Here is a 24,938-nt window from a genome sequence, read left to right as displayed (position 1 = left end):
CATTGCAAATAGCGGCTGAATGGCTGACCTTTGTGAACGCTCCCCCTGCTCCGCCGTTTCATTCATGTATCGCCTGTCTTCCCTGCTGGTTTCTTTTTGCTGGTTACTGCTCCTGGCCTGCACTTCGTCAGACACGCCCCCGGCCAGTCCCGGTCTTGATTTTGCACCGCTGGCAACAGGCAGGTACGTTATTTACGACGTCACCGAGCAGCGATTTTCCCTCACTGCCGCCCCCACAACGAGCACCTATCTGTTGAAGGAGACCGTTGGGGCCAGCTATACCGACGTAACCGGCCAACCCGCTTTTCGGCTGCAGCGCTTTCGCCGGGCCAACGCGCAGGCGCCCTGGCAAACCGACTCGCTCTGGACGGCTCGTGTTGATAGCCGCATGGCCATTCGCACCGAAAATGGATCCGATTTTGTCAAATTAAGCTTTCCAATCGCTGAGCGTAGCCGGTGGAATGGCAACCAGTTCAACCAGTTTCAGGAAGACATCTACGAACTTCGGTCAGTGAACCAGCCGTATTCGGTCGGTAACCAATCGTTTGCCGAAACAGCCACGGTGATTCAACAAAACGACTCAACCCTTGTTTCACAAGATAAACGAATTGAGGTGTATGCCCGGCAGGTAGGGCTCGTGTACAAAGAAACGGTACAACTTCAGTTTTGCTCGTCGAGTCCATCCTGCGTAGGCAAGGCACAGATCGATTTTGGCGTGCGCAGGTACGTTCGGATAGCGAGTTATGGCATGGAATAATAGCGCCCAACTACGTGTTGCGGCTTTTCTGATAATGCTCGTGGTTTGCCTTGTCACGCCAGGCATAGCGCAGGCACAGCGTATTGGCCGATATTTGCTCTTGTTCCGCGACAAAGCAGGTACGGCGTTCCGCACTGATCAACCCGAGCAGTTTCTGTCGGCGCGGTCTGTGGCTCGTCGGCAACGGCAGCAAATTGCCATCACGGCTCGCGATTTACCCGTTTCGTCGGCCTATGTACAGGGAGTACGGCAAGCGGGGGCAAACGTGCTCTACACATCGCGGTGGCTCAATGCAGCCCTGGTTGAAGCAACTGCGGCACAGTTGCCTACGCTATTGGCACTGCCCTACGTACAGGGACTGGAAACGGGTCGGGTGCTGAATAATGCCCGGCTGGCCACCGCCGATCAGCAGCGTATGGGCCACCAGGCCAGTAAATTCGGGCAGTTGGCAACGACTCCGGCCTACGGACAGGCCGATTTTCAATTACGGCAACTGGGCGTCGACAAGATGCACGACCAGGGCTATCACGGCGAGAACATGCTGGTTGCCCTTCTTGATGCGGGTTTTTTGCGCGCTAACCGGGTCAGCTTTCTGAGTACGCTTTTCGCCGAAAGCCGCGTGCTGGCCACCTACGACTTTGCCGATCGGGAAACCGACGTGTATGATGATGATGAACACGGCCTGAATGTCTTGTCTTTAATGGCGGCCGAGGCGCCCAATCAGTTCTACGGCCCTGCCTACAAAGCGAGTTACGTCTTACTGCGGACTGAAGTAGCGGCAACTGAAAACCCCGTTGAAGAGGCCTACTGGTTGTTTGGCGCTGAATATGCGGATAGCACCGGCGCCGACATTATTAACTCATCACTGGGCTATACCACCTTCGACAACCCGGCTGACAACCACACGTATACAGACCTGACGGGCACCAAAACGCTGGTTAGCCGGGCCGCCACCTGGGCCGCCGACGCGGGCATGGTAGTCGTTGTTTCGGCCGGAAATGAAGGCAACAGCGCCTGGCGGTACATTGGTGCGCCCGCCGACTCGCCGGGTGTACTAAGCATCGGGGCCGTTGACCGAACTAGCACCCTGGCCCGGTTCAGTTCAGTAGGCCCAACGCCCGATGGCCGGCTAAAACCCGATCTGGTGGCGCTGGGGCAGGGCACAACGATAGGTACGTCGGCAGGCAGTATTACTACCGGCAATGGTACCTCCTTTTCAGGACCGCTGGTTGCCGCGCTGGCGACCGGTTTCTGGCAGGCCTATCCAACACTCTCGGCTGTTCAGGTACGGAACCTGCTACGTCAGTCGGGCTCGCAGGCCAACCGACCCGATAGTCAATATGGTTACGGCATTCCAAACTTCGAGCGGGCTGGTGGGCTGGCCAATGCCCAGCAGACACTGGCTGTTTTTCCAAATCCGTTTACCGGTTCAGACCAGCTGACGGTAACGCTGACCGATAACGAATTGACCCAGCCCGTTACGCTTCGCCTGACCGATCTGGCTGGCCGGGCGGTTTTTCTTCGTACCTACACAACGACTCAAAACGGGACGCTACAGCCACAAATCCCTGATTTACAGCATGGTGTCTACCTACTATCTATCGAAGCCCCAAACCATAAACGAACAGTTCGCCTGTTGAAACGGTAGAAGCGGTAAGTTTGTAGCGATTGTCAGTCATTAACCGTCGCAATGCTTTCTTCGCCCCCCTCTTCCCGTTTGTTGGTCACTACAGATTCACTGCCTTCTATTCGGTGGAGTTACCTGATCGTCGGGCTGGCCATCAGTTTCGCACTCTGGATCAGTTTCGTACACCCACCCGATGGCGGTTACTTCACTACCGACGAGCAGTTTATTGCCGATTCGGGCGTGTTCATGCTCTTTGGCGCCACACCACGCTGCCTCGACTGGCCGGGCATTCCAATGGTACTCGTGTTCTACCTGCTGGCCTTGGGGCAGTGTTTAATCAACCTGGTTGGCGCGGCCGCTTCGGGTAGCTTATCGGCGGTTGGTGTATTCGAGGTGGTCGACAAAACGGCCTATACGTACCTGCTCGACCGGGTTCCCCTCATTGTGGCGGGGCGCATCGTTCAGATTCTCTTGGTTGGCGGGCTGCTGACCTGGTGCGTTCGGATCGTTCACCGGGCGGGCACATCGCTCCTGCCACCCGTGTTGCGGTTGCCCCTCGTCCTCATTTTATGCATACAGTACGATGTACTCACCAGCACGCCGGTCATTCGGCCCGAAGGGTTAAGCTATGCCTTGTTCGCGGTAGCCAGCCTGCTCATTCTGTTTGGTGAGTTTCCGGCCCGTTCCTGGCGGCAACCGGCTACGGTTCTGCTGTTGATTGCCTTGCTGATCAGCAATCGGTTGTTGTTCGTCTTTACCTTTCCTTTCCTGCTGGGAGGCCTACTGTTCCGTATGGGCTGGAGCTGGCTACGGGTGCTCGGTGTGTTAGGTACGTTCCTCCTGTTTGTGCTGCTCACAATGCCTTTCATCTGGACCGACTCGTTCGTGTTGCTGAAAGCCTTTGCAGGCGGCATGCTTATGAAAGTAAGCGGCACCCAGACGTCCTTTTTCAACTGGGATTATATCAGCAGCATGGTTTTGCCCGCGCCTACGGTCTGGCAGTTGGCGCTGCTGCCTGTTGGTGCCGTTGCCTTCTGGCGCTGGTATCCGAATAAGGGCATGGCGGCGTTACTGGTCGGGAACCTGGCCCTGCTAACCCTTTCGATCTTCCATTCGTCGACAATCTACATTACCCACACACTCCCCTTGCGAACGATGGGCCTGTTTCTGCTGGCCTACGCAGGCTACGGACTCTTTCAGGTTACGCGCCGACGCTGGGTATTGTATGGGCTGGCGGGATTGCTGGCCCTATCGCACGTAGCTGAAAGTATCCTGCTGGAAGCTGATCTACTGCGCCCCTCGACCTTCTGGCAGGCGGCCGATTTTCTGAAAACGCTTCCCGCCAATACGCCCGTTCTGATCGAAGCAGATTTTGATAATGTAACGCCACGCAGCAAACAGGCGCTGCTCCGCGAACTGACGGCCATTCAGGATCAGACGCTGACCCAACTGAAGTACAATCGTCAGTTTGGCGGAGCCATCGCCACCACGCTGCCCGTTGCCCTCCGAACCTCCTTATCGGAAGACGAGCGGCTCGCCATTTTACAACGACAGATTCAGGCGCAGTACACACCGCCGAATCGGTACGCCGACTTGTTTTATTTTTCACCTGCTACCGGCTTCGTCAACTACTTTGTTGAGCAGAACGCCGCCTTTGCCGATTTTGTGAAGGGGCGCTATACGTACCTGATCACGCACGAGCAGCTTCCCTATCCGCGTGTTGCCTCGTTCGATCAACCATCGCATGGTGGCGCTTATTACGTTTACAAAACGCCCGCGCAATCAGCCACTCCCTAATGGAACGTACCTACGAATGCCATCACGCCAACGTATCGATGGTGCTTCTTGAAGGCGACATCACCACGGTGGCCGTTGATGCGATCGTGAAGGCCGCCAATAGCAGTTTGCTGGGGGGCGGCGGCGTAGATGGGGCCATTCATCGGGCGGCGGGCCCCGAACTGGTACATGAATGTCGTTTGTTACACGGCTGCAAAACGGGCGACGCCAAGATCACCAAAGGCTACCGCCTAGGTACGTTATTCATACGGTTGGCCCGGCCTGGAATGGCGGCACCAGAGGCAAACCTGCCCTGCTGGCCAGTTGCTACCGCAGATGGCTGGAAGTAGCCAGTCAGCACGGCCTAAAAACCATTGCCTTTCCCACTATCAGCACGGGCATGTACGGCTATCCGAAAGCGGGGGCCTGTGCAGGCAGCCATTGAGACGGTCATGGATTTCCTGCAAGCGAACCCGGGCTTCGAACGACTCCTGTTTGTCTGCTTCGACGCGGCCAATTTGGCGCTGTATGAACAGGCGCTGGGTACGTTGGTGTAGCGGGCGGGGTGGCCGAGCTAAACATTTGCCAGCCGATGGCCGTTGGTTTATGCGTAAGCTACTCAACCTATGCCTGCCTCTAAAACACCGATTTACAGCGCTTTACTGGCCAATATTGCCATTGCCATTACCAAATTCATTGCTGCCAGCGTAACGGGTAGTTCGGCCATGATCTCGGAAGGGATCCATTCCCTGGTCGACTCGCTGAACGAAGTACTGCTGTTATTAGGGATTAAGCGCAGTAAAAAACCCGCCGACGAACGGCGGCCATTTGGCTATGGCCGGGAGCTCTATTTCTGGGCGTTCATTGTCTCTATTCTGATCTTCGGCGTGGGTGGCGGCGTGTCCTTTTACGAAGGCATCACGCATTTACAGCACCCGGAGATCATCAAAGACCCGAAGTGGAACTATATCGTGCTGGGTATCGCGTTTGCACTCGATGGCTTCTCGTTCATCACGGCATTGAGAGAGTTTAACCGGCAGCGGGGCAGTCAACCGTTCTGGGCGGCGGTGAAACGGAGCAAAGACCCATCTACCTTTGTGGTTCTGTTTGAAGATGCCGCCGACGTGCTGGGATTGATCGTGGCTTTCCTGGGCGTATTTCTAGGCCATGAATTAAACAACCCCTACTTCGACGGGGCCGCTTCGATCCTCATTGGCCTGATTCTGACGGCCGTTTCGGTGGTGCTGGCCCGCGAGAGTCGGGGCCTGCTCATGGGCGAAAGCGTAGAGGCAGAGAAGTTACAGCAGATACTGACCACGGTGGAACAGGATAAAGCCGTTGTGCGGGTACTGCGGTCGCCATCCATCTACATGGGCCCCGAAGAGGTGATCCTGATGCTGGTGGTCGATTTCAATAATGATCTATCGACAACGGATATCAATCAGGCGATCATTCGGATTCGGGAAACTGTTCAGCAGGCGTTTCCGATCGTTAAACAACTGTTTATCGAACCCGGCGAAGATCCTGCTTTGCTGGCAAAACCGCAAAGTGAAGTGCTGGCTTCCTAATGGATGCCTTGGCTCAGGCAAGATTGCTTCGCGCTGGTGTGGCTGACGCATGGCCCCGCAGCGGCGCGAAGCAATACGTGCGAAGCAAAACAGCATACATTACTCACTCCGGGGCAATGGCTCCTTCAAAACCGATCGTCATCGGTTTCTTCAAATCGTCGGCCTGGCGAATACCATCAGGCTGAAGCGTCACGTTGCGGTATTTCACGTACAGGAATCTATTGACTGTCGAGACGGTGATTGTTCCGGCCCCGTCATTGCCTTTCCAGTCCCGGATTTCACTTTTAGTGATATCGGAAAACGACAATTCCACTTTTTTCTGAGCGGGATTAGCCTTTTTGCTCACTTGATACGTCCCCACGGCGGGTGTGTCGGTGCCGAAATCCAGCGTCATCAACCGGTTCTTACTCGGTTCAACCGCCGTGAAGGTGTGCATCGTTAACTGAAAACCACCTTTGTAAGCATAGGCCGTTTTGGCTGCGTTATCGACCGTTGCCCGTACTTCGCCGTAGTTGTACCACCCGTCTGGGCCAGCATACAAGGCGCTTTTGGGGTTTGAATAGCGATCGTCCCGTGCGTCGGGAGCCTTGCCCCAGGTATCGTTTTTAGTCGTTGCAGGCTGTTGTGTAAAGGCAGGCAGCAGGCAAATGGCAGCGAATAACGTGCGTTTCATAATCGTGTGTTTAGGCGGGCAAGGTAGCAGGTTGCCAGCAACTTAACTAGCTTCCACCGGCAGCGTGAACCAGAACGCCGCGCCGTCGGTAACGCGGGTATCCAACCCGATCTGGCCGTTCATGCTCTGGATAAATTCGCTCGAAATAGCCAGCCCCAACCCTGTACCGCTGGCCTGCCCGTTTGACCCCGGTGCCCGGAAATAACGATCGAAGACCCGGTCGCGGTGTTCGGGACGAATACCTGCCCCATGGTCACGTACCCGGAACTCAACACCCTGTTTACCAGCTTTCGCCGACACCTCGATCTGGCCCTCATCGGGTGAATGACGCACGGCGTTCGACAGGAAATTGACCAGTACCCACGACGCTTTATCGGGGTCGGTACGTACCTGCGGCAACACGGCGGGCAACGTGACCTGCAACCTGATCTGCCGCTGGGATGCCGATACCCGCAGCGCATTCACGGCGTAGCTGACAATATCGGCGGGGGCTACAGGCTGCAAGTTGAGCTGAATCTGCCCCGACTCTACCTGCGCCATATTCAGCAACTCGCCCGTAATGGCCAGCAATCGGTCGGCGTCGTCGCGCACGTTCGCAATGAGTTCTTTCTGCTCGTCATTCAACCCGCCAATTCGCTGATCATCAAGCAGTTTAAGGCTCATCTTGATACTTGAAATCGGCGTTTTCAGTTCGTGCGACACCGTGGCGATAAAGTTCGTTTTAGCCAGATCGAGTTCTTTGTAGGAGGTCACGTTTTTCAGCACGATCACGTACCCGGCGCGAACGGCCTGCTCATCGCCGGTACGAACAATATCTACCGGTTGGGTCTGGCGGGAGAAATAGCTTTCCTTGTCACCATCGTAAATTTTAAGCAGTCCTGAGGCGCCTGCATCGTTCTGCGCGTTCCGGGTACGTTGCAGCGGCGGCATCACGTCCTGAATCAGCGTTCGCATCAGATCATTGGCCGCTGCAATATCGGGGGCGTATTTTCCCAGTAGTTCCGCCTCGCTCAGGCCCAGCAACCGGCTGGCTACCTGATTCACAAAGAGGATATACCGGTTCTGATCGAGCCCCACGATGCCATCCGACATGACTTGAATCAGCGTTTCGATGCGTTTTTTCTCGAACAGGATTCGGGCCAGGTTGGAGTGTTCGTACTCGTCGAGCTTTTCGGCCATTCGGTTGAACGACCGGGCCAGCTCGCCAAACTCATCGCTCGACTGTACATGCAACCGCTCCTCGAAATTGCGATTCGTCACCTGCTTGATCCCCTGCGTCAGTTCGCGAAGGGGGCGGGCAATGTAGGCCGGGAAGTTAATGGTGAACGATAACACGATCAGGAAGCAAACCGTACCCACCACCGCCAGCCAGACCAGCGCATCATCGGCGGTTTGCTTGGCAATTTCGTTCTTCCGCACCATCGCCTGCCCGTTAATGTCGTCCAGCTGAAACAGCGTTTGCAGCATTCGCTGCCTGGTTGCTTCATCGGCTGATCCCTTTCTATACTGATCAAATTCCCGCCGCAGGGTGGCCGTCGCTTCAGCTTCGCCAACTTCCGTGATGTTGCCTTCCTGTTTTTTCAGATTGCGCTCAAAATCGGCAACGGCCTCTGGCTCAGGTAACCGGGGCAGGGCCCGTTGCATCCGGCTCGAGTACTCGAACGACACATAGTTATCCTGCAAAATAGCCTGTGAATCGTTGGCCAGCTGGTTTAGGTAATAACCTCCCAACCCGCCCATCAGCAGAATAATGGCGAACAGAAACGCCAGCGCGAGGAATATCTTGGATTGAAGGTTCATGGAAACAATACGTTTGCAGTTTACTGTTTGCGGTCTTCTGTTGCGCTGCCAGCTAACAATATGTGCCTAAGCACCGCAACGGAAAACAGAAGACCGCAAACAGTAAACTGCTTTTAAGAGAGAATAATCAGATCGACGTCGGAGTCGGAGAGTTTGTTGAGCAGGCGGTTGAAGGCATTGGTGCGCAGAATAATCTGAATCAGGCTCAGGTGGGGCTTGCCGATGCAGACCGTCGTCACGTTTCGGTGCTCAACTTCTTCCATAATGCAATCTACGATGTTTCGTCCCTTCGACTGAATGACCTCGGCCCCCAGTTCGGTGGCTAATTTCAGGTTATTGATCAAATGCCGCTGAAGGTCCAGCTTAATTCGCTCGGGACTTTCGGCAGGCGTTTGCACATACAGCACATACCAGCGGGAATTGTAATAACTGGCCAGCCGGGCTGTTTTGCGAATGACCCGCCGGGCAATTTCCGGATTGCTACTGATGGACGCCATAAACCGTTCATGCCGCGAATTTCCCGCCAATGGCAGGCTCAAATCTACTTTCCGTTCCACCTGGCCAGCCACTTCTTTCAGCGCCAACTCACGGAGTTGCAGAATCTTATCGGCCTGAAAAAAGTTGGCCAGCGCCGTCTGTACTTTCGCCTGGTCATAGATTTTCCCTTCCCGCAACCGGGTGATCAGCTCATCGGCGGTCAGGTCGATGTTCACCACCTCATCGGCAATCTGCAACACCCGATCCGGCACGCGTTCCGTTACGTCGATGCCCGTAATGGCGTGCACCTCGTCATACAGGCTTTCGATATGCTGAATATTGACCGCCGAAATAACATTGATCCCCACGTCCAGAATGTCGATGACGTCCTGCCAGCGTTTCTCGTTTTTCGAACCGGGAATATTCGTGTGGGCCAACTCATCGACAATCACCAGTTCGGGATGCAGGTTGATAATAGCCTGTACATCCATTTCCTCCAACTCGCGGCCTTTGTAAAACAGCGTTCGCCGCGGAATAACCGGTAGACCAGCCACCAGCGCTTCCGTTTCAGCCCGGCGGTGCGTTTCGATAAACCCAATTTTCACGTCAACGCTGTTGCGTAACAGGCTGTGTGCTTCCTGCAACATCCGGTACGATTTGCCCACGCCCGCACTCATGCCAATATATACCTTGAATTTCCCCCGCCGCGACTCGCGGATGAGATTCAGGAAGCGTTCGGCCGGTCCGCCGTCGCGGTTTTGGTCGTTGGGGTTCATGAAGGTCTTTTTAAAACGAAATGGCCAAACTGGTCGTCAGCGACGTGTTCGACCGTACCTGACCGGCTATAGCGTTGAAAATAGCGTCTTTACTATCGTACACTTTCCCTTCCAGGCGGAACAGCGCAGTCGGAAGAATAGCGTAGTCATAGCCCAGCGAATAACCGATGGTTTTGAAACCGTTCAACGTACCTGTGCTGATGATCACGCCGTTAGGATCGTCATAATAGTCCACGCGCCCATTCAGGTAACTCCGGTCTGACGTTTTGTAGCGGGCAATCACAACGGGCGAATACCAGGCGTAGCTACCAGTGCCCACGCGCTGGTCTGACCCAGTGCGGATAACCGGTTTCCGGTCGGCCCCAATATCGAAGCCGAGAATGACACCGAAGCGCCCAGCCGGATTGATAATGGCGTAGAAGTTATTGAAGAACCGGCCCTGTTTCAGCGAGTCGGGGCGGTCGCTGCCCAGGAAGCTGCTCCAGTTGAGGGTCAGCTTCGATGATGGCCGGTACTGTATCTGTGTACTGATGGATGGGCCGCTGTAACCGTCCAGCTTTTTGATCCGCTGCCAACCGTTGAGCACCGATCCCAGCACGGTCCATTGGCCGTTGGGCGAGTTGTACGTCACTTTGGCGCCCGACAGGTAATAGGGTGAGTTCTCGGCCAGCAGGCTCCGGGTCAACGTCCAGCAGTCTTTCGAGATGGCGCTTTCAAAGCCGATGTGCGACGGGAAAATACCCGCATCGAGCCAGAGATCGCGGTTTTTCGACAGCTTCACCCCGGCGTTGGCCTCGAAGATGTTCTGCACCAGCGTCGGCTCGGCGGCGTAATTGTATTGCGCGTAGTTACCCACCTGCAAGGCCAGATTGCCCCGCACCCGGTCGCTGGTATAGGCTGCTTTCACAAACGCCAGATTGATGTTCACCTCCCGGTTACGCCGATGATTGTACAAAAACCCGGGCCGTTCCTGCGCGGTTTTCGGAGCCGTGAAGTCATGTGAATAATACGCCTCAACGTACCCGGAAACGGTTAGTCCCGAAGTAGGCGAGGCTTGCGTTTGGGCCTGGGCTGGCGCTGACGTAGCCGTAGTGTCAGTAGTTTGGGCAGTACCATCCAGGTACGTTGTTGTCAGTGCTACGGCGATTGTTGTTGAGAAAAGTGTACTTTTTTTCATGGTAGTGGCCTGTTTATCAGGCCGGTATCTTGTTGCACTCGAACAGACAGCTTACTGATTAGTGACCAGTAATTTCTGGCTGTATGGCTTTTGCTGTAGGCCCGGCGCGGCTGCCGCTTCGACCGCAGCGGCGGACCGTTCCGCTCAGGGCCTACAGCAAAAGCCATACACCGCAAATCCAAACGCGGGTAATCACCTACAACCCACTTCATTTAAGCGTGTCAAGTGCCACGTTGAGTGCTAATACGTTCACTGTTGATGGACCAAACAGCCCCAACAACGGCCCTTTCGTTTGTTCGTCGATCAGTTGGTTCAGACGGTCGGCTGTGATGCCGCGCACTTTAGCGATGCGGGCCACCTGGATTCTGGCTGCGGCTGGCGACAGGTCAGGATCAAGCCCCGAGCCCGAGGCCGTAACGAGTTCAGCCGGGATGTCGGCCTTCTGCACACCCGGGTTATGCACCAGGAACGTATCAATACGTGCCTGCACCGTTTTCAGGTAATCGGGGTTCGACGGTCCTTTATTCGAGCCCGCCGAACCAGCCGCGTTGTAATCGACCGCCGACGGACGTGAGTTGACATACCGGTCTTCGGTGAATTTCTGGCCAATTCGGGCGTAGCCAACTACTTTGCCGTTTACCGTAACGGTTTCGCCAGCCCCTCCGCCCGGAGCCAGTTTAGCGATGCCTGCCACCACCAGCGGATAAATAACGGAGGTCAGGATAAGCATAGCCACCGTTAACCGGATGGCTGGAGCAATGTGATTTTTCATGTTGTTGGTTTACCCCACCCCTAGCCCCTCCCCTGTTTTCAGGGGAGGGGGATGCTCGGCCCAGTAATTGGCGTAGCCAATCAGCAGCGCATCGCTCCTCTCCCCTGTTTTCAGGGTAGGGGCCGGGGGTGGGGTGATTTTTAAACAAATAGTCCCACTATTAAATCAAGTAGTTTAATCCCGATGAAGGGGGCAACCAGCCCGCCGAAACCGTAGATAAACAGGTTGCGACGCAGCAGTGCCGACGCCCCGATGGGCTTGTAATCAACTCCGCGAAGGGCCAGCGGAATCAGCATCGGAATGATGATCGCGTTGAAGATCACCGCCGATAGGATCGCCGATTCGGGGCTGTGCAGTTTCATGACATTGATCGCTTGCAGAGCCGGTATGCTACCGACAAACAGCGCGGGTACAATGGCGAAATACTTGGCCACGTCGTTGGCAATGGAGAAGGTCGTTAACGTACCCCGTGTGATGAGGAGCTGCTTACCGATCTCCACCACTTCGATCAGCTTCGTTGGGTCATTGTCCAGATCGACCATGTTGCCCGCTTCTTTGGCGGCCTGCGTACCCGAGTTCATGGCCACGCCCACATCGGCCTGCGCCAGGGCGGGGGCGTCGTTGGTCCCGTCGCCCATCATGGCCACCAGTTTGCCGCCGGTCTGCTCGGTACGGATATACTGCATCTTGTCTTCCGGCTTGGCCTCGGCAATAAAATCATCGACGCCCGCTTTTTCGGCGATAAACTTGGCCGTCAGCGGGTTATCACCAGTGACCATCACCGTTTTTACGCCCATCTTACGCAGGCGGTCGAACCGTTCGGCAATGCCGGGTTTAATGATGTCCTGCAATTCTACGACACCCATCACCCGCTCATTTTCCGTTACGACCAGCGGTGTGCCGCCATTACCGGCAATCTCTTTCGCTTTCTGCTCCGTTTCTGACGGGAACAGATTTCCTGCCTTCGTCACGATAGTCCGAATCGAATCCACGGCCCCTTTGCGAATCCGCAGCGAGCCACCATCCCGCGCCGCATCAGGCATATTGATACCCGATGAACGTGTTTCGGCGGTGAACTTGATCATCGTTGCTCCGCTGGTGCTCAGGTTCCGCGTTACGTCAGTGCCGGCCAGTTCCACAATCGACTTGCCTTCGGGTGTTTCGTCGGCCAGTGAACTCAGCGCCGACGCCCGGATCATCTCGGCCTGATCAATACCCGGTGCGGCATAGAAGTGGGTGGCTTTGCGGTTACCAATCGTGATCGTGCCCGTTTTGTCGAGCAGCAGCGTGTCGATATCGCCCGCCGTTTCAACGGCCCGGCCCGACTTGGCAATGACGTTGGCGCGCAGGGCACGGTCCATTCCCGCAATACCGATGGCCGACAGCAACCCGCCAATGGTCGTTGGAATGAGGCAGACGAACAGCGAGATCAGCGCCGCAATGGTGATGGGCGTATTGGCGTAATCGGCGAAGGGTTTCAGGGCCACGCAGACAATGATGAAGATGAGCGTAAAGCCCGCCAGCAGAATCGTCAGGGCAATCTCGTTCGGCGTTTTCTGCCGCGATGCCCCTTCCACCAGCGCGATCATCTTATCGAGAAACGATTCGCCGGGCTGGGTAGTCACGCGCACCTTGATCTTGTCGGACAACACTTTAGTCCCCCCCGTCACCGACGATTTATCGCCGCCCGCTTCCCGAATCACCGGGGCCGATTCGCCCGTAATGGCCGACTCGTCGATGGTGGCCAGGCCTTCGATGATTTCGCCATCAGAGGGGATGATGTCGCCGGGTTCGCACAGGAAAATGTCGCCTTTTTTGAGTTGGGCCGATGAGATCAGCTGCACCTCATTGAGGGTCATTTCGCCCACTTCCCGAATCACTTTGGCGGGCGTTTCCTGCCGTGTTTTCCGGAGCGATTCGGCCTGGGCTTTACCACGCGCTTCGGCAATGGCCTCGGCGAAGTTGGCAAACAGTACCGTGAGCAGCAGAATGGCCGTGATCACGCTGTTGTAGGCCAGTGTACCCTGTGTTTGATCGCCCGAGATGGCGATGTAGATGGTCACGGCCAGCATGATCAGCGTACCGATTTCGACCGTAAACATGACCGGGTTCTTGATCAGCATAGCCGGATTCAGCTTCGTAAAGGACTGTTTTATTGCGGCCCCAACCAGTTCACCCTGGAACAAGGACGGGGATTGTTGCTTTGCCATTTTTGTTATCTTTAAAAAAAGGTTTTGTTATGACTGTTGAGCAGGTTTCCATCGAGCAGATTTTTCAGAAAGCAGGCTACTCGTCCAGCACAGATTATGCGATCAAGAAGATGCAGGAAGAACTTCTGCACGAACTCAAAGCCTGCAACGAACGCATTGAGGTCTTTGAGAAGAAGTACAGCATGAGTTATGTTGAGTTTCATCTCCGCTTTAATGAGCTAACCCAAGTTGGTCAGTACGAACGTGAACTTGACAGCATGGATTGGCGTGTTGAGCTGATTACAATGAGAGAAATTGAGAAACAGCTTTCACGACTCATGCCATGAAGCACGATCTTGTTTCTTTCAGTCACTTGATCGTTGACGCTACCCCACTTGACCTAATTCACACCCCAACAGTAGACCAGTACGTGGCCAACTTACTTTTATTGACCAGTCGGTGCTATTCGTCAGAGAAAACTACGTGTTAAATTCTGGCTGGATCGACTACTCTTATCACTGGCAAACAGCCGATAACCAGATTATTCACCGCTGGGATAATGCTCATCCGGTTTTTCTTCCCACTTCTCCATACCACCAACATCAGGGTTCCGAAGAGAACGTGGTCGCCTCAGAGCCAATGACGCTGGAGAAAGTGCTCACCTTCATTGCTTCCCAACTTATTTCAAGCTGAAATACTCCGCCAGTGGACCCAGCGCCAGGGCGGGGAAAAACGACAGGGCCGTGATGATGATGATGACCGCGAAAGTCATTAGACCGAACGTGGGTGTATCGGTGGGCAACGTACCTGCGCTTTGCGGTACGAACTTCTTGTCGGCCAGCAGACCGGCAATCGCTACCGGACCAATGATGGGAATGAACCGCCCGAAGATCAGGACCAGGCCCGTGCTGACATTCCAGAAGAAGTTATTGTCGCCCAGCCCTTCAAAGCCCGAGCCATTGTTGGCGTTGGCCGAGGTGAATTCGTAGAGCATCTCCGTGAAGCCGTGATAACCGGGGTTGTTCAGCCAGGCCGATGGCTTCACCGTCCAGTTGGCGTCGGGGTAGTTGACCGTGATCCAGGCGGCGATGGCCACACCCCCTTTCACCAGCAGGGTGCTCAGCAGGGCCACCAACGAGGCAATCTTGATCTCCCGCGCTTCTACTTTCCGGCCGAATAACTCCGGCGTGCGCCCCACCATCAGGCCCGAGATGAAGACGGCGATGATCAGGTAGTAATAGTAGTTCAGGAAACCGACGCCGCAACCGCCATAGAACGCGTTGGTCATCATGCCCAGCAGTTGCATCGCGCCCGACAACGCCATCGACGAGTCGTGCATGGAGTTGACCGACCCCGTTGAAATCACGGTGGTGACAATGCTCCAGTAGGCCGACGACAGCGGTCCAAACCGGACTTCTTTGCCTTCCATTGCTCCCGTTGGCTGCACCACGCCGAGTTGCGCCATAGCCGGGTTACCGTGAAATTCAGTGATCAGCGTCGGGATCACGAGCAGCAGAAAACCGCTGGTCATCACCCCGAACACGATCCACGAAAACCGTTTCCGATTGATCATGTAGCCCAGTGCGAAGAGCATGACGATGGGCAACATCACCTGACCAATCAACTCAACCATGTTGGTCAGGTAGTTTGGGTTCTCGAGCGGGTGCGCCGAATTGGCGCCGAAATAACCGCCCCCGTTGGTACCCAGGTGCTTGATGGCAATCAGCCCCGCCGCTGGTCCGCGCGACACGTTGACGGTATCGCCCTGCATGGAGATGAACTGATCTTTCCCGTCGAAACTGGCGGGGGTCCCGTTAAAGGCCAGAACCGTGGCCACCACAAGCGAAGCGGGCAACAGAATGCGTGTGATTGCCCTGGTAAAGTACACGTAGAAGTTACCCGACAGATTCGTTTTTTCGGGCAAGAACGCCCGCACTACCAGCACCAGCGCGGCAATGCCCGTTGCCGCCGAAACAAACATCAGGAAGTTGATCACTCCAAGCTGGGTCAGGTACGTTAGCCCCGACTCGCCCGAGTAGTGCTGCAAATCGCAGTTGACCATGAAGCTGATCGCCGTGTTGAAGGCCAGATCCGGTGTCATCGATGGGTTGCCGTCGGGGTTCAGCGGCAGACCTCCCTGCGAAAGTAGCAGGACAAACGCGTAGACGAACCAGACGGCGTTGATAGTCAGCAGGGCCACCAGGTTCTCTTTCCAGGTCAGGTCACGCGAGGGATCGACACCCCCGATTCGGAAGATGAAGCGTTCCAGCGGGGCCATGAAGTCGAGGGCGTTGGGCTCGCCCCTGAAGATCCGGCCAACGACCTTTCCAAGCGGAATAGCCAGTAGCAGGGTGATCAGGTACGTTGCCAGAACACCAAGTAATTCAGTATTCATAGTATAAAGAGTGAAAGAGATGTTGAGTGAAACAGTGACTGGAATGAAGAGTGAGTGCGCGCTTTTTGTCATCCCGACGGAGGAGGGATGACAAAAACGAATGACCAGAGCGGACGATAGGTAGCGGACCACTCTTTCACTCTTTATTCCAGCCGCTCTTTAAAACTTCTCCGGTCGGATCAGCACGTACAGCATGTAGGCGAAGACCAGCAGTGAGATGATAAACAGGATGGTGAGCATGGCTATATTTTTTCAAACCATTCGATGGCTTTGTAGAAAATGGCAAAGCAGAGAAACGCAGCGAGCAGCAGAAGCAGTGACGTACCCATGAGGTCAGTTGATAAATTTGATGACGGTCAGGGTATGCCAAAAAATGGCCCAGGTAAGTCAATATTTTTAACCACACAATACAACTAGCTATCAGTCAGCATATTACAATAAGCTGTATGGCGTATTAGCTAGACCAACAGGCGTTCATTTTTTCATTTTGGAAACGCTTTTTTGTCATTTTGAAAAAACGGCTAGCTGGAATCCTTCTGGTTGAGTTATCTGCCTGTTGGCACGATCTTCGAGTGAAGGAGGCAAGTGATACGTGTATATTGCATCGTAGTATTGGCTTTGCGTAAGCAACTCACTAGAGCGCGAAGCCGACAAACAAAACCCGCTAGCCAACCCAAAACCAGTACCTCCTTTGAGCGCACACTCTTCTCGTAACATTGACAAAATGACGGCGGCGGGGCTGCTGGTAGCTGTCGGTATCGTTTTCGGCGACATCGGCACGTCGCCGCTGTATACGTACCGCGCCATTATTGAAGACCGGGTTGTTGATGAAACCCTGGCGCTGGGTGGCGTTTCGGCCATTTTCTGGACGCTCACCTTCCAGACTACCCTCAAATATGTATTGCTTACCCTGCGGGCCGATAACAACGGCGAGGGCGGGATCTTTTCGCTCTATACGCTCATTCGGCGGTATGCCAAATGGCTACTGTTTCCGGCCATTGCAGGCGGTAGCTTTCTGATCGCCGACAGCATCATTACGCCGCCCATTTCCGTCTCGTCGGCCATTGAGGGGCTATTACCACTGTACCCCGACCTGCCCACGGTGCCCATTGTGCTGTTTATCCTGTTTCTGCTATTTGCGGCGCAACAGGCAGGTACCGATAAGCTGGGTAAAGCGTTTGGGCCGATCATGACCATCTGGTTTACCATGATTGGCCTCATGGGCGCCCTGCAACTGGCGCGCGACCCCGGCGTAGTTCGGGCACTCAACCCCATTTATGCCTACGACATGATCGTGAACTACCCCGACGGCTTCTGGCTGCTGGGTGGTGTATTCCTCTGTTCAACCGGGGCCGAAGCGCTCTACTCCGACATGGGCCATGTGGGGCGGCGAAACGTGCAGGTGTCGTGGTTCTACGTCAAAATCTGCCTCATTCTCTGCTACCTCGGTCAGGCGGCGTGGCTGCTCGACCATATGGGTAAACCGCTGGGTACGCTCAACTCCTTCTTTGGCCTGGTGCCCGACTGGTTCATGCTCCCCAGCATCGGCATTGCCACACTAGCCACTATCATTGCGTCGCAGGCGCTCATCAGCGGCACCTTTACGCTCGTATCCGAGGCGTTCCGGCTGACGTTGCTGCCTAAAATGCGCATCGTCTTTCCGTCCAACGCACGGGGACAGGTCTACATTCCGGCGTTCAACTGGCTGCTGATGGCGGGCTGTTTTGTGGTGGTGCTCTACTTCCGCGAGTCGAAAAACATGGAGGCGGCGTTTGGCCTGTCGGTGAACCTGACCATGCTGACCACCACCGTGTTGCTGGGCATGTACCTGTACGCCAAAAAGCGGGTCAATGGCCTGATCGTGCTGAGCCTGCTGCTTATTTATTTCTTTATAGAAGGCGGCTTTCTGGTTGCCAACCTGCGCAAGTTTATGCATGGCGGCTGGGTCTCGCTCCTGCTTGGGTCGATCATGCTGACGGTGATGCTGGTCTGGCATAATGGTAGCCGCATTAAACGGCGCCTCACCCAGTTTGTCAGCCTGCGCGATCACCTGCCCATTCTGCGGCAACTGAGCAACGATGCCGACGTACCTAAATACGCCACCAACCTGGTGTACCTGACGGCGTCATCGCAACACCAGCTCGTGGAAGAGCACATTCTGGATTCTATTCTGGAAGGTATGCCCAAACGCGCCGACGTATACTGGCTTATTCACATCGAGCTGGTCGACGACCCGTACACGACCGAGTACGTGGTCGATATTCTGGAGGCAGAAGATGTGGTGCGCATCACCTTCAAACTGGGTTTCCGCATACAGCCGCGTATCAACCTGCTGTTCCGCAAGGTGGTGGAAGAGCTGGTCCGCTGTCACGAGATCACGATCAAGCCCAAGTACCGGCCACTGAAACCAAATCCCAACGCGATCGGCGATTTCCGGTTTATCGTCATCAACCGGTTCCTGTCGTACGAAAACGACCTGAACCTGCTCGAGAAGTTCATCATGAACGGCTATTTCGCCCTGAAACGCATCAGCCTCGCCGATGAAAGCGCCTACGGCCTCGATAGTCAGAACGTAGCTACCGAACAAATCCCGTTGGTCGTCAATCCCGCCAACCCCATCCGCCTGCGCCGGGTACACAAGGAAACCATCGCCGGGGAAGCCCACAATCAATCGGTTGAGGCGGATGAAAACGATGCGTAATAAAAGCCGAACCAAATAGCACAAAACACGGCGGTTGACTGCTCCGCCCAGCCTTTTCCTATTTGTTTTTTTAGTGCGGATTACATCAACCGCATTGGCTCTGGTGCGACCCGATCGGGTTTTCATTCGCTTTCCCGGCCAGTAGTCTGCTACATTTTTATTCGTCAATAAAGGCTAGTAGCTTCCTCAACATAGCAATTCTTGTATACGTAAAGGAATGATCTGATTTCCAGACCTCATAAGTAACGTTTAAATTATGTTTCTTATAGCTAGTAACCAGGTCTTTATTGTTGGTATGCTCATCGAGGAAAAACAGCTTTGTGTCGGCCAGTTCGTTCAGGTCGGCTGGCAATTTAAACGTCAGGGAGTCGCTCAAAACAGGTTTGTATAGTGCTTTACCAGACGTAATGGTCAATTCTGGATAGCCCTCGGCTTCTTTATACCAGTTCCCGGCTGTGCCGTTTGCTTCCGCCTTAGCGAAAGACGGATAAATATCCCATGTAGAAAGCGCAAATACTTTCTTAATAAATGGAAGGCGAGCGGCCGCTTTCAAAGCGACCCAACCGCCCATACTATGGCCAAACAAGACAAGTCGAGACGTATCTACATGTAGCAATCGCGCATTAAGCTTGACATGAGTCGCTATATTGACGGCATCATCAATACAGTTTTGAAAAGTAAATTCACCGGGCATACCCCAGCTGCCTCGGTACCTGAAGAACAAAACATTCCAGCCAGCTCGGCTTAAGGTGGTAGCTACATCAACATTGCCCGCCATTCCCGTATAGCCATGCAGCAGAATAAGGGTTGGGTGCGGGCCTTTTCCGGTTGGATAATACTGCAAAACAGGCAACGTAGCCTGCCCGGAAACCACTTTTATGCTTTTGATACTTGGATATATATTGTCTTTGATAATCACATCCTGACTTATTGGATCATAAGTCGTACCTGGCGCAACAGGCTTTTTCTGCGCTACACAAACCAGCTGGTAACAGAGAAGCAGACTCCATAGAACACCCCTGTAAGTAGCTGAATAAATAACAAGTTTTTTTGACATGAGACGGTTGCGATCGATTATCTGGCTCTTGTTATACACACGGATCCATCACGAGTTGGGTACGTTGCTACTGCTTACGGCTTCAACAGGCACTGATAAGCGTAACGTAGAAACCTATGACGCTTTCTGGGCTCTTTCTACGTGTTTCCTACTCGTAACCGCTCTTCTTCGTCCTGGCTACTTTTAAATCCTGTCTCCGCTGTTTGACAATGTAGATGGTGGCAAAAAACAGGAGCGGTATTTTAAAGAATAGCAGAAAAAAGGTGACTTTGGGAAAGAAAAAACTAAGAATAACAGACAACAATCCATTAACCATATCCAGATTGAACATAACCCGAAAGCGCTCTCTGTCAATATCTGACACTTTTTCGCCATCAATAAAATCCGGATTCAGGTCGGCGCTATCCCAAATAAAGTTCTGACAGGCTGATAGGGCAAAAATATTCAAACTGTACAAAAAAATGGCTGCTGAATCACCAAAATGAGTACTTAACAGACTGGTACAAAAAGGCAGGGTAATAATGAAAAATAACCAGACTATATTGTAAAGCATGGTCCGTTCTGTCATCTTACGAATATACGTATACATCCGGTTATGACTGCGCCACAGGTTGGCAATGTTGATAAAAGAGAGCAGAAAAGCCAGATATTTTTTCCAGGGCAACAGCAGATCATTAAACGTAAGATGAACCCCATCTGGAAGCTCTACTTTCAGGTCCAGTGCCAGTAACGTGATAGCAATAGCAACGATCGCGTCGCTGAAAAACAGCATGCGCTCAAAAGGAATTTCTTTCTTATTTACTTCGCTCATATCATCAACTAGCAGCGCGTTTATATTTCAGCCCCTGAAAAGCAACTGGTAAAGTAGACTTCGCCGAATTGAAATTATAAAGGTTACCAGCCAATTCGTTATGGGGACAACTCGAATTCAACCTACATAAAAAGCGATGATCCCAAAGCGACCATCTGAGACCACCAGCCATTGGTACAGCGAAGAACGTACCTGCTCGTTGGCATCACTTTTCATCCCCGCTAATAGTTGTCTGTCGAATAACCTTGCGGGTTACTGGCTAAACTTTCAGTACACCCCGAAATCCCCGGGCAGCGTAATACGACTGGGCACCGTTGTGATAGACGAAGACCTGACCATACCGATAATCGGCGAAGAGCGCACCGCCCAGCTTTCTGATCGCTGCCGGGGTATTCAGCCAGCTCGACGTTTTGGCATCGAACGTACCCAGGCGCTGCAAGGCCCGGTATTGGGCTTCGTCCAGGAGGCCGATACCCATATCGGCGGCCATATCCGCCGCGTTGTGTGCCGGCCGGTTGTCTTTTCTGGATTCCAGCCCCTCCAGGTCGTAACAGCAGCTTCGGCGACCTATCGGGCTTTCGGCCGAGCAGTCAACAAACAGGTATTCGCCCGTCTGCTCCTCATAGCCGACCACATCCGGTTCACCGCCCGTCTGCTCCATCTCGTAGAGTGACCCCAGTTTCTCCAGGTTCGCTTCCAGCTTCGCCAGAATCGGTGCCCAGGCCAGCCCTGTATGGCGATTCATATGCGTCTCAAAACGAGTTTTCAGCGTGTTAAGCAGTTCGTCGCGCTGTTCAGATGGCAGGGCAGTCGAAGTAAAAACAGACATACTGGTATTTTTTATCAAGCGGATTTCTATAAAAATTGAGCAACAAAAGTGGCTTTCCCTGTTTCACGAGAAAGCCCCGTAAATCTATTTCGATCGTAAAATCTTTTCCATCTTCCGCCCTTTTGCCAGTTCATCCACCAGCTTATCCAGATAACGTACCTGCTGCGTTAATGGATTTTCAATTTCCTCGATCCGATACCCGCAGATCACACCCGTGATGAGGGTAACATTCGGATTTAGAGACGCCTGTTGAAAGAACGTATCGAAGGTCGATTTACCGTCGATATGTCGCTGTAATGCATGGTCATCATAGCCAGTTAGCCACTGAATAAGCTGATGTAATTCGGCTACTGTCCGCCCTTTCTTCTCAACTTTCGCCACATAATGTGGATAAACTGAAGCAAACGTCATGGTTGCCATACGCGCATCGTGGTTACTTGTGCTATTCATACCCGTCGGCTTTTAATATTGATTATTAATATTTTATGACCATATCGATCGCTGCGCCAATAAGGATGGCCAACAGTAAAAACGTAAGTGTCCCCAGCATATACGAGGCGAATGCTTTTAGGTAGCTTAGTGGTTTTTTCTGGTCGAAAAATTGACCGACTGCCCAGCTAAAATAAAGTAAGCCGATTGACCCTTCCAGTTTCTGTACGTGTATGTGCGTCAATTCCTGAAAAATCAGGAACACCGAAAACAGGAGCATTACCATTCCCTGCACGAAACACAACAGGATCAGAATCTCGTAGAAGTTATAGTTGTATTTCCTGAAAAATAGCTTCGCCCAAGCCGCTATAAACGCTCCCCAGAGAATATTTGAATACCCATAGTTTCCGACTATCCAGCCGAAGATCGCGCCAGTAGCTGAACGCTCTTTTTCGTCGAATTGTATGATACCATCATGCACGTGGAAAACTTTGATCGCAATCGTATAGATCAGAGACGTGATAATGATGAAGATGACCGGTTTCACCAATCGGCTTCTATCCTCCGATATAAAATGCCGGATCGTTTCGCCCGGTCGTATGAGCAGTTCTTTTATGGTATATACAATTCCACGTTCAACGTGCAACAGGTGCTCTAGTTCATGGGCGATATAATGGCCATCAATCCGTTTAAGTTTGGCCGGTTGCCCGCAGTTGGCACAGTAATTCTGGAATACGTCTGTACTACAGTTTTTGCAAGTTGTCATTCCCTATAAGTCTTTCAAGTATAAGCTCCTTTGTAATCACCACCAATCCAAAAAACACACGTACCTACCAGTTGCCAATATACCAGATTTGGCCGTATCGACGCACGCCTTACCCGTCAATACCGTATTCTTGAATTTTGCGATAAAGGGTAGTGAGGCCGATGCCGAGAAGGCGGGCGGCTTCGGGTTTCTGGCCGTTGGTATGGCGTAGCACGTATCGGATGTGCTGCTGCTCAACAGTGGCCAGATCGAACGTACCGACCGATGCTGTTCCGCCCGTTTGCAGATCGAACGGCAGGGTGTCGGGGGTGAGTTCGGTTGGTCCGTCGTCGTGGGGGTCAGACAGGATTACGGCTCGCTCGATCACGTTTTTCAGTTCACGAATATTGCCTTTCCAGCTGTGCTGCTGTAGCCGCTGCACGAAGTCGGGGCTGAGCCGCAGGTCTCGTTTACCAATCTTGACACCTACCTGCCGGGCAAACTGAGCGGCCAGTTCGGCAATATCCTGCGGGCGGTCGCGGAGGGGCGGCAGGTCGATCGTGAATACAGAGAGGCGGTAGTACAGATCGAGCCGAAAGTGGCCTGCTGTGGCTTCCTGTTCCAGGCTTCGGTTGGTGGCGGCGATCACCCGCACATCGGTTTTGGTAGGTTTGGTATCGCCCACGCGCAGAAACTCGTGGGTTTCCAGCACGCGCAGGAGTTTGGCCTGCAGGTCGAGGGGCATCTCCCCAATCTCATCCAGGAAAATGGTGCCTTTGTGGGCTTCGGCAAAGAGCCCTTTCTGATCGCGGCTCGCCCCGGTAAAAGCGCCCGCCCGGTGGCCAAACAACTCACTTTCCAGAATATCCTTACCCAGCGCCCCGCAGTTAATGGCTACGAACGTACCTGACCGCCGTGGACTGGCCCCGTGAATAGCCTGCGCAAACACCTCTTTGCCGGTGCCGGTTTCGCCCGTCAGCAGCACGGTGGTGTCGGTCACCGCCACGCGCTGCGCCAGCGAAATTGCCTGCTTAATGGCGTTGGACGTACCTATAATCCTGGCGAAATCAGTGCGTTCGTTAATCTGCGCTTCCAGTTGCCGTACCCGGAACTGCAAGTGCGCCTTCTCGACTGCCCGACTCACCAGCGGAATGATCCGGTCGTTGTCGTCGCCTTTGGTGATGTAGTCGAATGCACCGTTCTTGATGGCCGTCACGCCATCGGCAATGGTGCCATAGGCCGTCAGCACAATGATTTCGGTGGCAGGGTACAGCTGCTTGATCTGCGCGGTCAGTTCAATACCGTTCTTGTCGGGCAGTTTCACGTCGCTCAGCACCAAATGCACGTCTTCCCGCTCCAGCGCTTTCAATCCTGCCCGGGCATTTTCGGCTTCCAGCACCGTGTAGCCTTCGAGGGTCAGAATTCGGGCCAGCAGGCCGCGGAGCCGGGCTTCATCGTCGATAATCAGGAGGGTAGCGGGCATAACACGAACGTTGATCAAAGACAACGCCAAAATTGACCTAAAAAAGCCGTGCCCACTAACAACGGACACGGCTTTTTCTAAAAACAGGACAATCTGGTCGTCATGGACCAGGCGGTTAGTCGCCAATGGCGGAATCATCGGCCCGCTTCTTGGCGCGCTTCCGGGCAATGGTGCTATCCTGGCTGGCGCCGACCGATGGCTTCTGCATTTTGTAATTGCGGTTCGCCAGCCCTTCGTTCAAGGTATGCGGCACCGTTACCCCACCCACCGGCGCCTGACCCGGTTGCTGCGTTTTGTAGTTGGCCAGGCGGCTATCCTGCAACGAAGGTGTTTGCACCGTCACCCCCTCTTTACTGTCCCAATTACGAGCCGCTGCCGCTTTGTTCGGGTGCTTGTAGTTGTGGGTCGAGTAGGTGTGGTCTTTCCGTATTTTTTGCTCATCCTGCGCTTTTGAAGGTGCCCCACAGGCTAGTATCCCTAGTCCGATCAGCAGTGTGAGAAATGATTTCATGACGTTCTGTGGTTTTGTTTTAATGCAAATTTAATCTACATTTCATCCATACAACAATTTCAGAGGCGGTGCTGTTTCAAAGCATAATCCTACTCTTTCTGACCATTTTGCAAAAATGATATAAGGTTAACTAAAGATTTGTGATCCGCTGAGAAACCTCAACAGATTGCGTTTTCTGACATGTTTTGCCGAATAAAATTTCCTTATTAGAATTTCCTTAAGAGGTCCGCAGTTCGCTCGTTGCCCGTTCAGGCCTGGTATCATTCGCTGATAACGGTGATCGTGTGTCGACTTCAGGCTCGATGAGCACGCCCGTGAACAGGTAGGTGAGTCATTTCGGTAGGTTTAGGCCAGCATGATCCAATTACAATGCAGGCGTAATCAG

General features: G+C 53.7%; 22 protein-coding genes and 2 pseudogenes. 9 read left to right on the top strand and 15 right to left on the bottom strand.

The features are described from left to right. The first annotated feature begins 64 nt into the window (after positions 1-64). The 6 genes and pseudogenes from ACAW75_RS19785 to ACAW75_RS19760 all read left to right on the top strand — a co-directional run bounded on the left by ACAW75_RS19785 (position 65) and on the right by ACAW75_RS19760 (position 5,728). The gene (locus ACAW75_RS19785) at positions 65-757 is read left to right on the top strand and encodes a hypothetical protein (protein WP_370730476.1); all 693 of its coding nucleotides are present in this window, start codon (positions 65-67) and stop codon (positions 755-757) included. Beyond that, positions 744-2,405 carry a S8 family serine peptidase gene (locus ACAW75_RS19780; RefSeq protein ID WP_370730475.1) on the top strand — a complete coding sequence of 554 codons (1,662 nt, stop codon included), beginning with the start codon at positions 744-746 and terminating at the stop codon, positions 2,403-2,405. Before ACAW75_RS19785 ends, ACAW75_RS19780 begins: the two co-directional genes overlap by 14 nt. A gap of 42 nt (positions 2,406-2,447) precedes the next feature. Beyond that, a complete protein-coding gene (locus ACAW75_RS19775; protein WP_370730474.1) occupies positions 2,448-4,181 on the top strand; it encodes a hypothetical protein in 1,734 nt (577 codons plus the stop codon). Then, positions 4,181-4,605, top strand: a pseudogene (locus ACAW75_RS19770) (macro domain-containing protein). Before ACAW75_RS19775 ends, ACAW75_RS19770 begins: the two are co-directional and overlap by 1 nt. Beyond that, a complete protein-coding gene (locus tag ACAW75_RS19765; RefSeq protein WP_370730603.1) occupies positions 4,535-4,717 on the top strand; it encodes a macro domain-containing protein in 183 nt (60 codons plus the stop codon). The pseudogene ACAW75_RS19770 and the gene ACAW75_RS19765 overlap by 71 nt, the downstream one beginning before the upstream one ends. 69 nt (positions 4,718-4,786) lie before the next feature. Next, the gene (locus tag ACAW75_RS19760) at positions 4,787-5,728 is read left to right on the top strand and encodes a cation diffusion facilitator family transporter (protein WP_370730473.1); all 942 of its coding nucleotides are present in this window, start codon (positions 4,787-4,789) and stop codon (positions 5,726-5,728) included. A gap of 103 nt (positions 5,729-5,831) precedes the next feature. On the opposite strand, the gene ACAW75_RS19755 is transcribed toward ACAW75_RS19760, so the two are convergent. The 6 genes from ACAW75_RS19755 to kdpB form a co-directional block, all read right to left on the bottom strand. Further along, on the bottom strand, positions 5,832-6,401 hold the full coding sequence (locus ACAW75_RS19755; protein WP_370730472.1) for a hypothetical protein: 570 nt from the start codon (positions 6,399-6,401) through the stop codon (positions 5,832-5,834). Between the two features lie 42 nt (positions 6,402-6,443). Then, positions 6,444-8,201, bottom strand: coding sequence for a sensor histidine kinase (locus tag ACAW75_RS19750; protein ID WP_370730471.1), 1,758 nt, complete (start codon positions 8,199-8,201; stop codon positions 6,444-6,446). Between the two features lie 113 nt (positions 8,202-8,314). Then, positions 8,315-9,454, bottom strand: coding sequence for a sensor protein KdpD (locus ACAW75_RS19745; RefSeq protein WP_370730470.1), 1,140 nt, complete (start codon positions 9,452-9,454; stop codon positions 8,315-8,317). Between the two features lie 10 nt (positions 9,455-9,464). After that, positions 9,465-10,631: a porin gene (locus tag ACAW75_RS19740; RefSeq protein WP_370730469.1), complete on the bottom strand. Its 1,167-nt coding sequence runs from the start codon at positions 10,629-10,631 to the stop codon at positions 9,465-9,467. A gap of 208 nt (positions 10,632-10,839) precedes the next feature. Beyond that, positions 10,840-11,403, bottom strand: coding sequence for a K(+)-transporting ATPase subunit C (locus tag ACAW75_RS19735; RefSeq protein ID WP_370730468.1), 564 nt, complete (start codon positions 11,401-11,403; stop codon positions 10,840-10,842). A 140-nt stretch (positions 11,404-11,543) separates the two neighbouring features. Then, complete coding sequence (kdpB, locus tag ACAW75_RS19730) at positions 11,544-13,613, bottom strand: potassium-transporting ATPase subunit KdpB (protein ID WP_370730467.1); 2,070 nt, start codon at positions 13,611-13,613, stop codon at positions 11,544-11,546. A 2-nt stretch (positions 13,614-13,615) separates the two neighbouring features. On the opposite strand from kdpB, the gene ACAW75_RS19725 reads away from it, so the two are divergent. Together ACAW75_RS19725 and ACAW75_RS19720 are read left to right on the top strand one after the other, a co-directional pair. Further along, entirely contained in the window at positions 13,616-13,939 is a 324-nt protein-coding gene (locus tag ACAW75_RS19725) for a hypothetical protein (RefSeq protein ID WP_370730466.1), read from the top strand. A gap of 76 nt (positions 13,940-14,015) precedes the next feature. Next, a pseudogene (locus ACAW75_RS19720) lies at positions 14,016-14,285 on the top strand (toxin-antitoxin system TumE family protein); the annotation flags it as partial. On the opposite strand, the gene kdpA reads toward ACAW75_RS19720, so the two are convergent. Continuing rightward, positions 14,272-15,987, bottom strand: coding sequence for a potassium-transporting ATPase subunit KdpA (gene kdpA, locus ACAW75_RS19715; RefSeq protein ID WP_370730465.1), 1,716 nt, complete (start codon positions 15,985-15,987; stop codon positions 14,272-14,274). The pseudogene ACAW75_RS19720 and the gene kdpA sit on opposite strands and share 14 nt — an antisense overlap. A 159-nt stretch (positions 15,988-16,146) precedes the next feature. Further along, positions 16,147-16,227 carry a potassium-transporting ATPase subunit F gene (locus tag ACAW75_RS19710; protein ID WP_207329144.1) on the bottom strand — a complete coding sequence of 27 codons (81 nt, stop codon included), beginning with the start codon at positions 16,225-16,227 and terminating at the stop codon, positions 16,147-16,149. 484 nt (positions 16,228-16,711) lie between these two features. Between ACAW75_RS19710 and ACAW75_RS19705 the strand changes: the two genes are divergently transcribed. Beyond that, complete coding sequence (locus ACAW75_RS19705; protein WP_370730599.1) at positions 16,712-18,688, top strand: KUP/HAK/KT family potassium transporter; 1,977 nt, start codon at positions 16,712-16,714, stop codon at positions 18,686-18,688. 157 nt (positions 18,689-18,845) lie between these two features. On the opposite strand, the gene ACAW75_RS19700 is transcribed toward ACAW75_RS19705, so the two are convergent. The 7 genes from ACAW75_RS19700 to ACAW75_RS19670 form a co-directional block, all read right to left on the bottom strand. Next, positions 18,846-19,745, bottom strand: a complete 900-nt coding sequence (locus ACAW75_RS19700; RefSeq protein WP_370730464.1) for an alpha/beta hydrolase family protein — start codon at positions 19,743-19,745, stop codon at positions 18,846-18,848. A 148-nt stretch (positions 19,746-19,893) separates the two neighbouring features. Next, a complete protein-coding gene (locus ACAW75_RS19695; RefSeq protein WP_370730463.1) occupies positions 19,894-20,556 on the bottom strand; it encodes a TMEM175 family protein in 663 nt (220 codons plus the stop codon). Between the two features lie 259 nt (positions 20,557-20,815). After that, positions 20,816-21,385 (bottom strand): DUF4256 domain-containing protein, encoded by a 570-nt coding sequence (locus ACAW75_RS19690; protein ID WP_370730462.1) that lies wholly within the window; start codon positions 21,383-21,385, stop codon positions 20,816-20,818. An 84-nt stretch (positions 21,386-21,469) separates the two neighbouring features. Beyond that, complete coding sequence (locus ACAW75_RS19685) at positions 21,470-21,835, bottom strand: DUF2200 domain-containing protein (RefSeq protein ID WP_370730461.1); 366 nt, start codon at positions 21,833-21,835, stop codon at positions 21,470-21,472. A gap of 25 nt (positions 21,836-21,860) precedes the next feature. Then, positions 21,861-22,580 (bottom strand): DUF3667 domain-containing protein, encoded by a 720-nt coding sequence (locus tag ACAW75_RS19680; RefSeq protein WP_370730460.1) that lies wholly within the window; start codon positions 22,578-22,580, stop codon positions 21,861-21,863. Positions 22,581-22,689: 109 nt separating this feature from the next. Next, positions 22,690-24,042 carry a sigma-54-dependent transcriptional regulator gene (locus tag ACAW75_RS19675; protein ID WP_370730459.1) on the bottom strand — a complete coding sequence of 451 codons (1,353 nt, stop codon included), beginning with the start codon at positions 24,040-24,042 and terminating at the stop codon, positions 22,690-22,692. A 115-nt stretch (positions 24,043-24,157) separates the two neighbouring features. After that, positions 24,158-24,553 (bottom strand): hypothetical protein, encoded by a 396-nt coding sequence (locus ACAW75_RS19670; RefSeq protein ID WP_370730458.1) that lies wholly within the window; start codon positions 24,551-24,553, stop codon positions 24,158-24,160. Between the last annotated feature and the right edge of the window lie 385 nt (positions 24,554-24,938).

Source organism: Fibrella arboris (assembly GCF_041321095.1).
GTDB lineage: Bacteria > Bacteroidota > Bacteroidia > Cytophagales > Spirosomataceae > Fibrella > Fibrella arboris.
The sequence above is the reverse complement of the archived record's forward strand: the minus strand, read 5'-3'. Positions and strand labels throughout refer to the sequence as shown.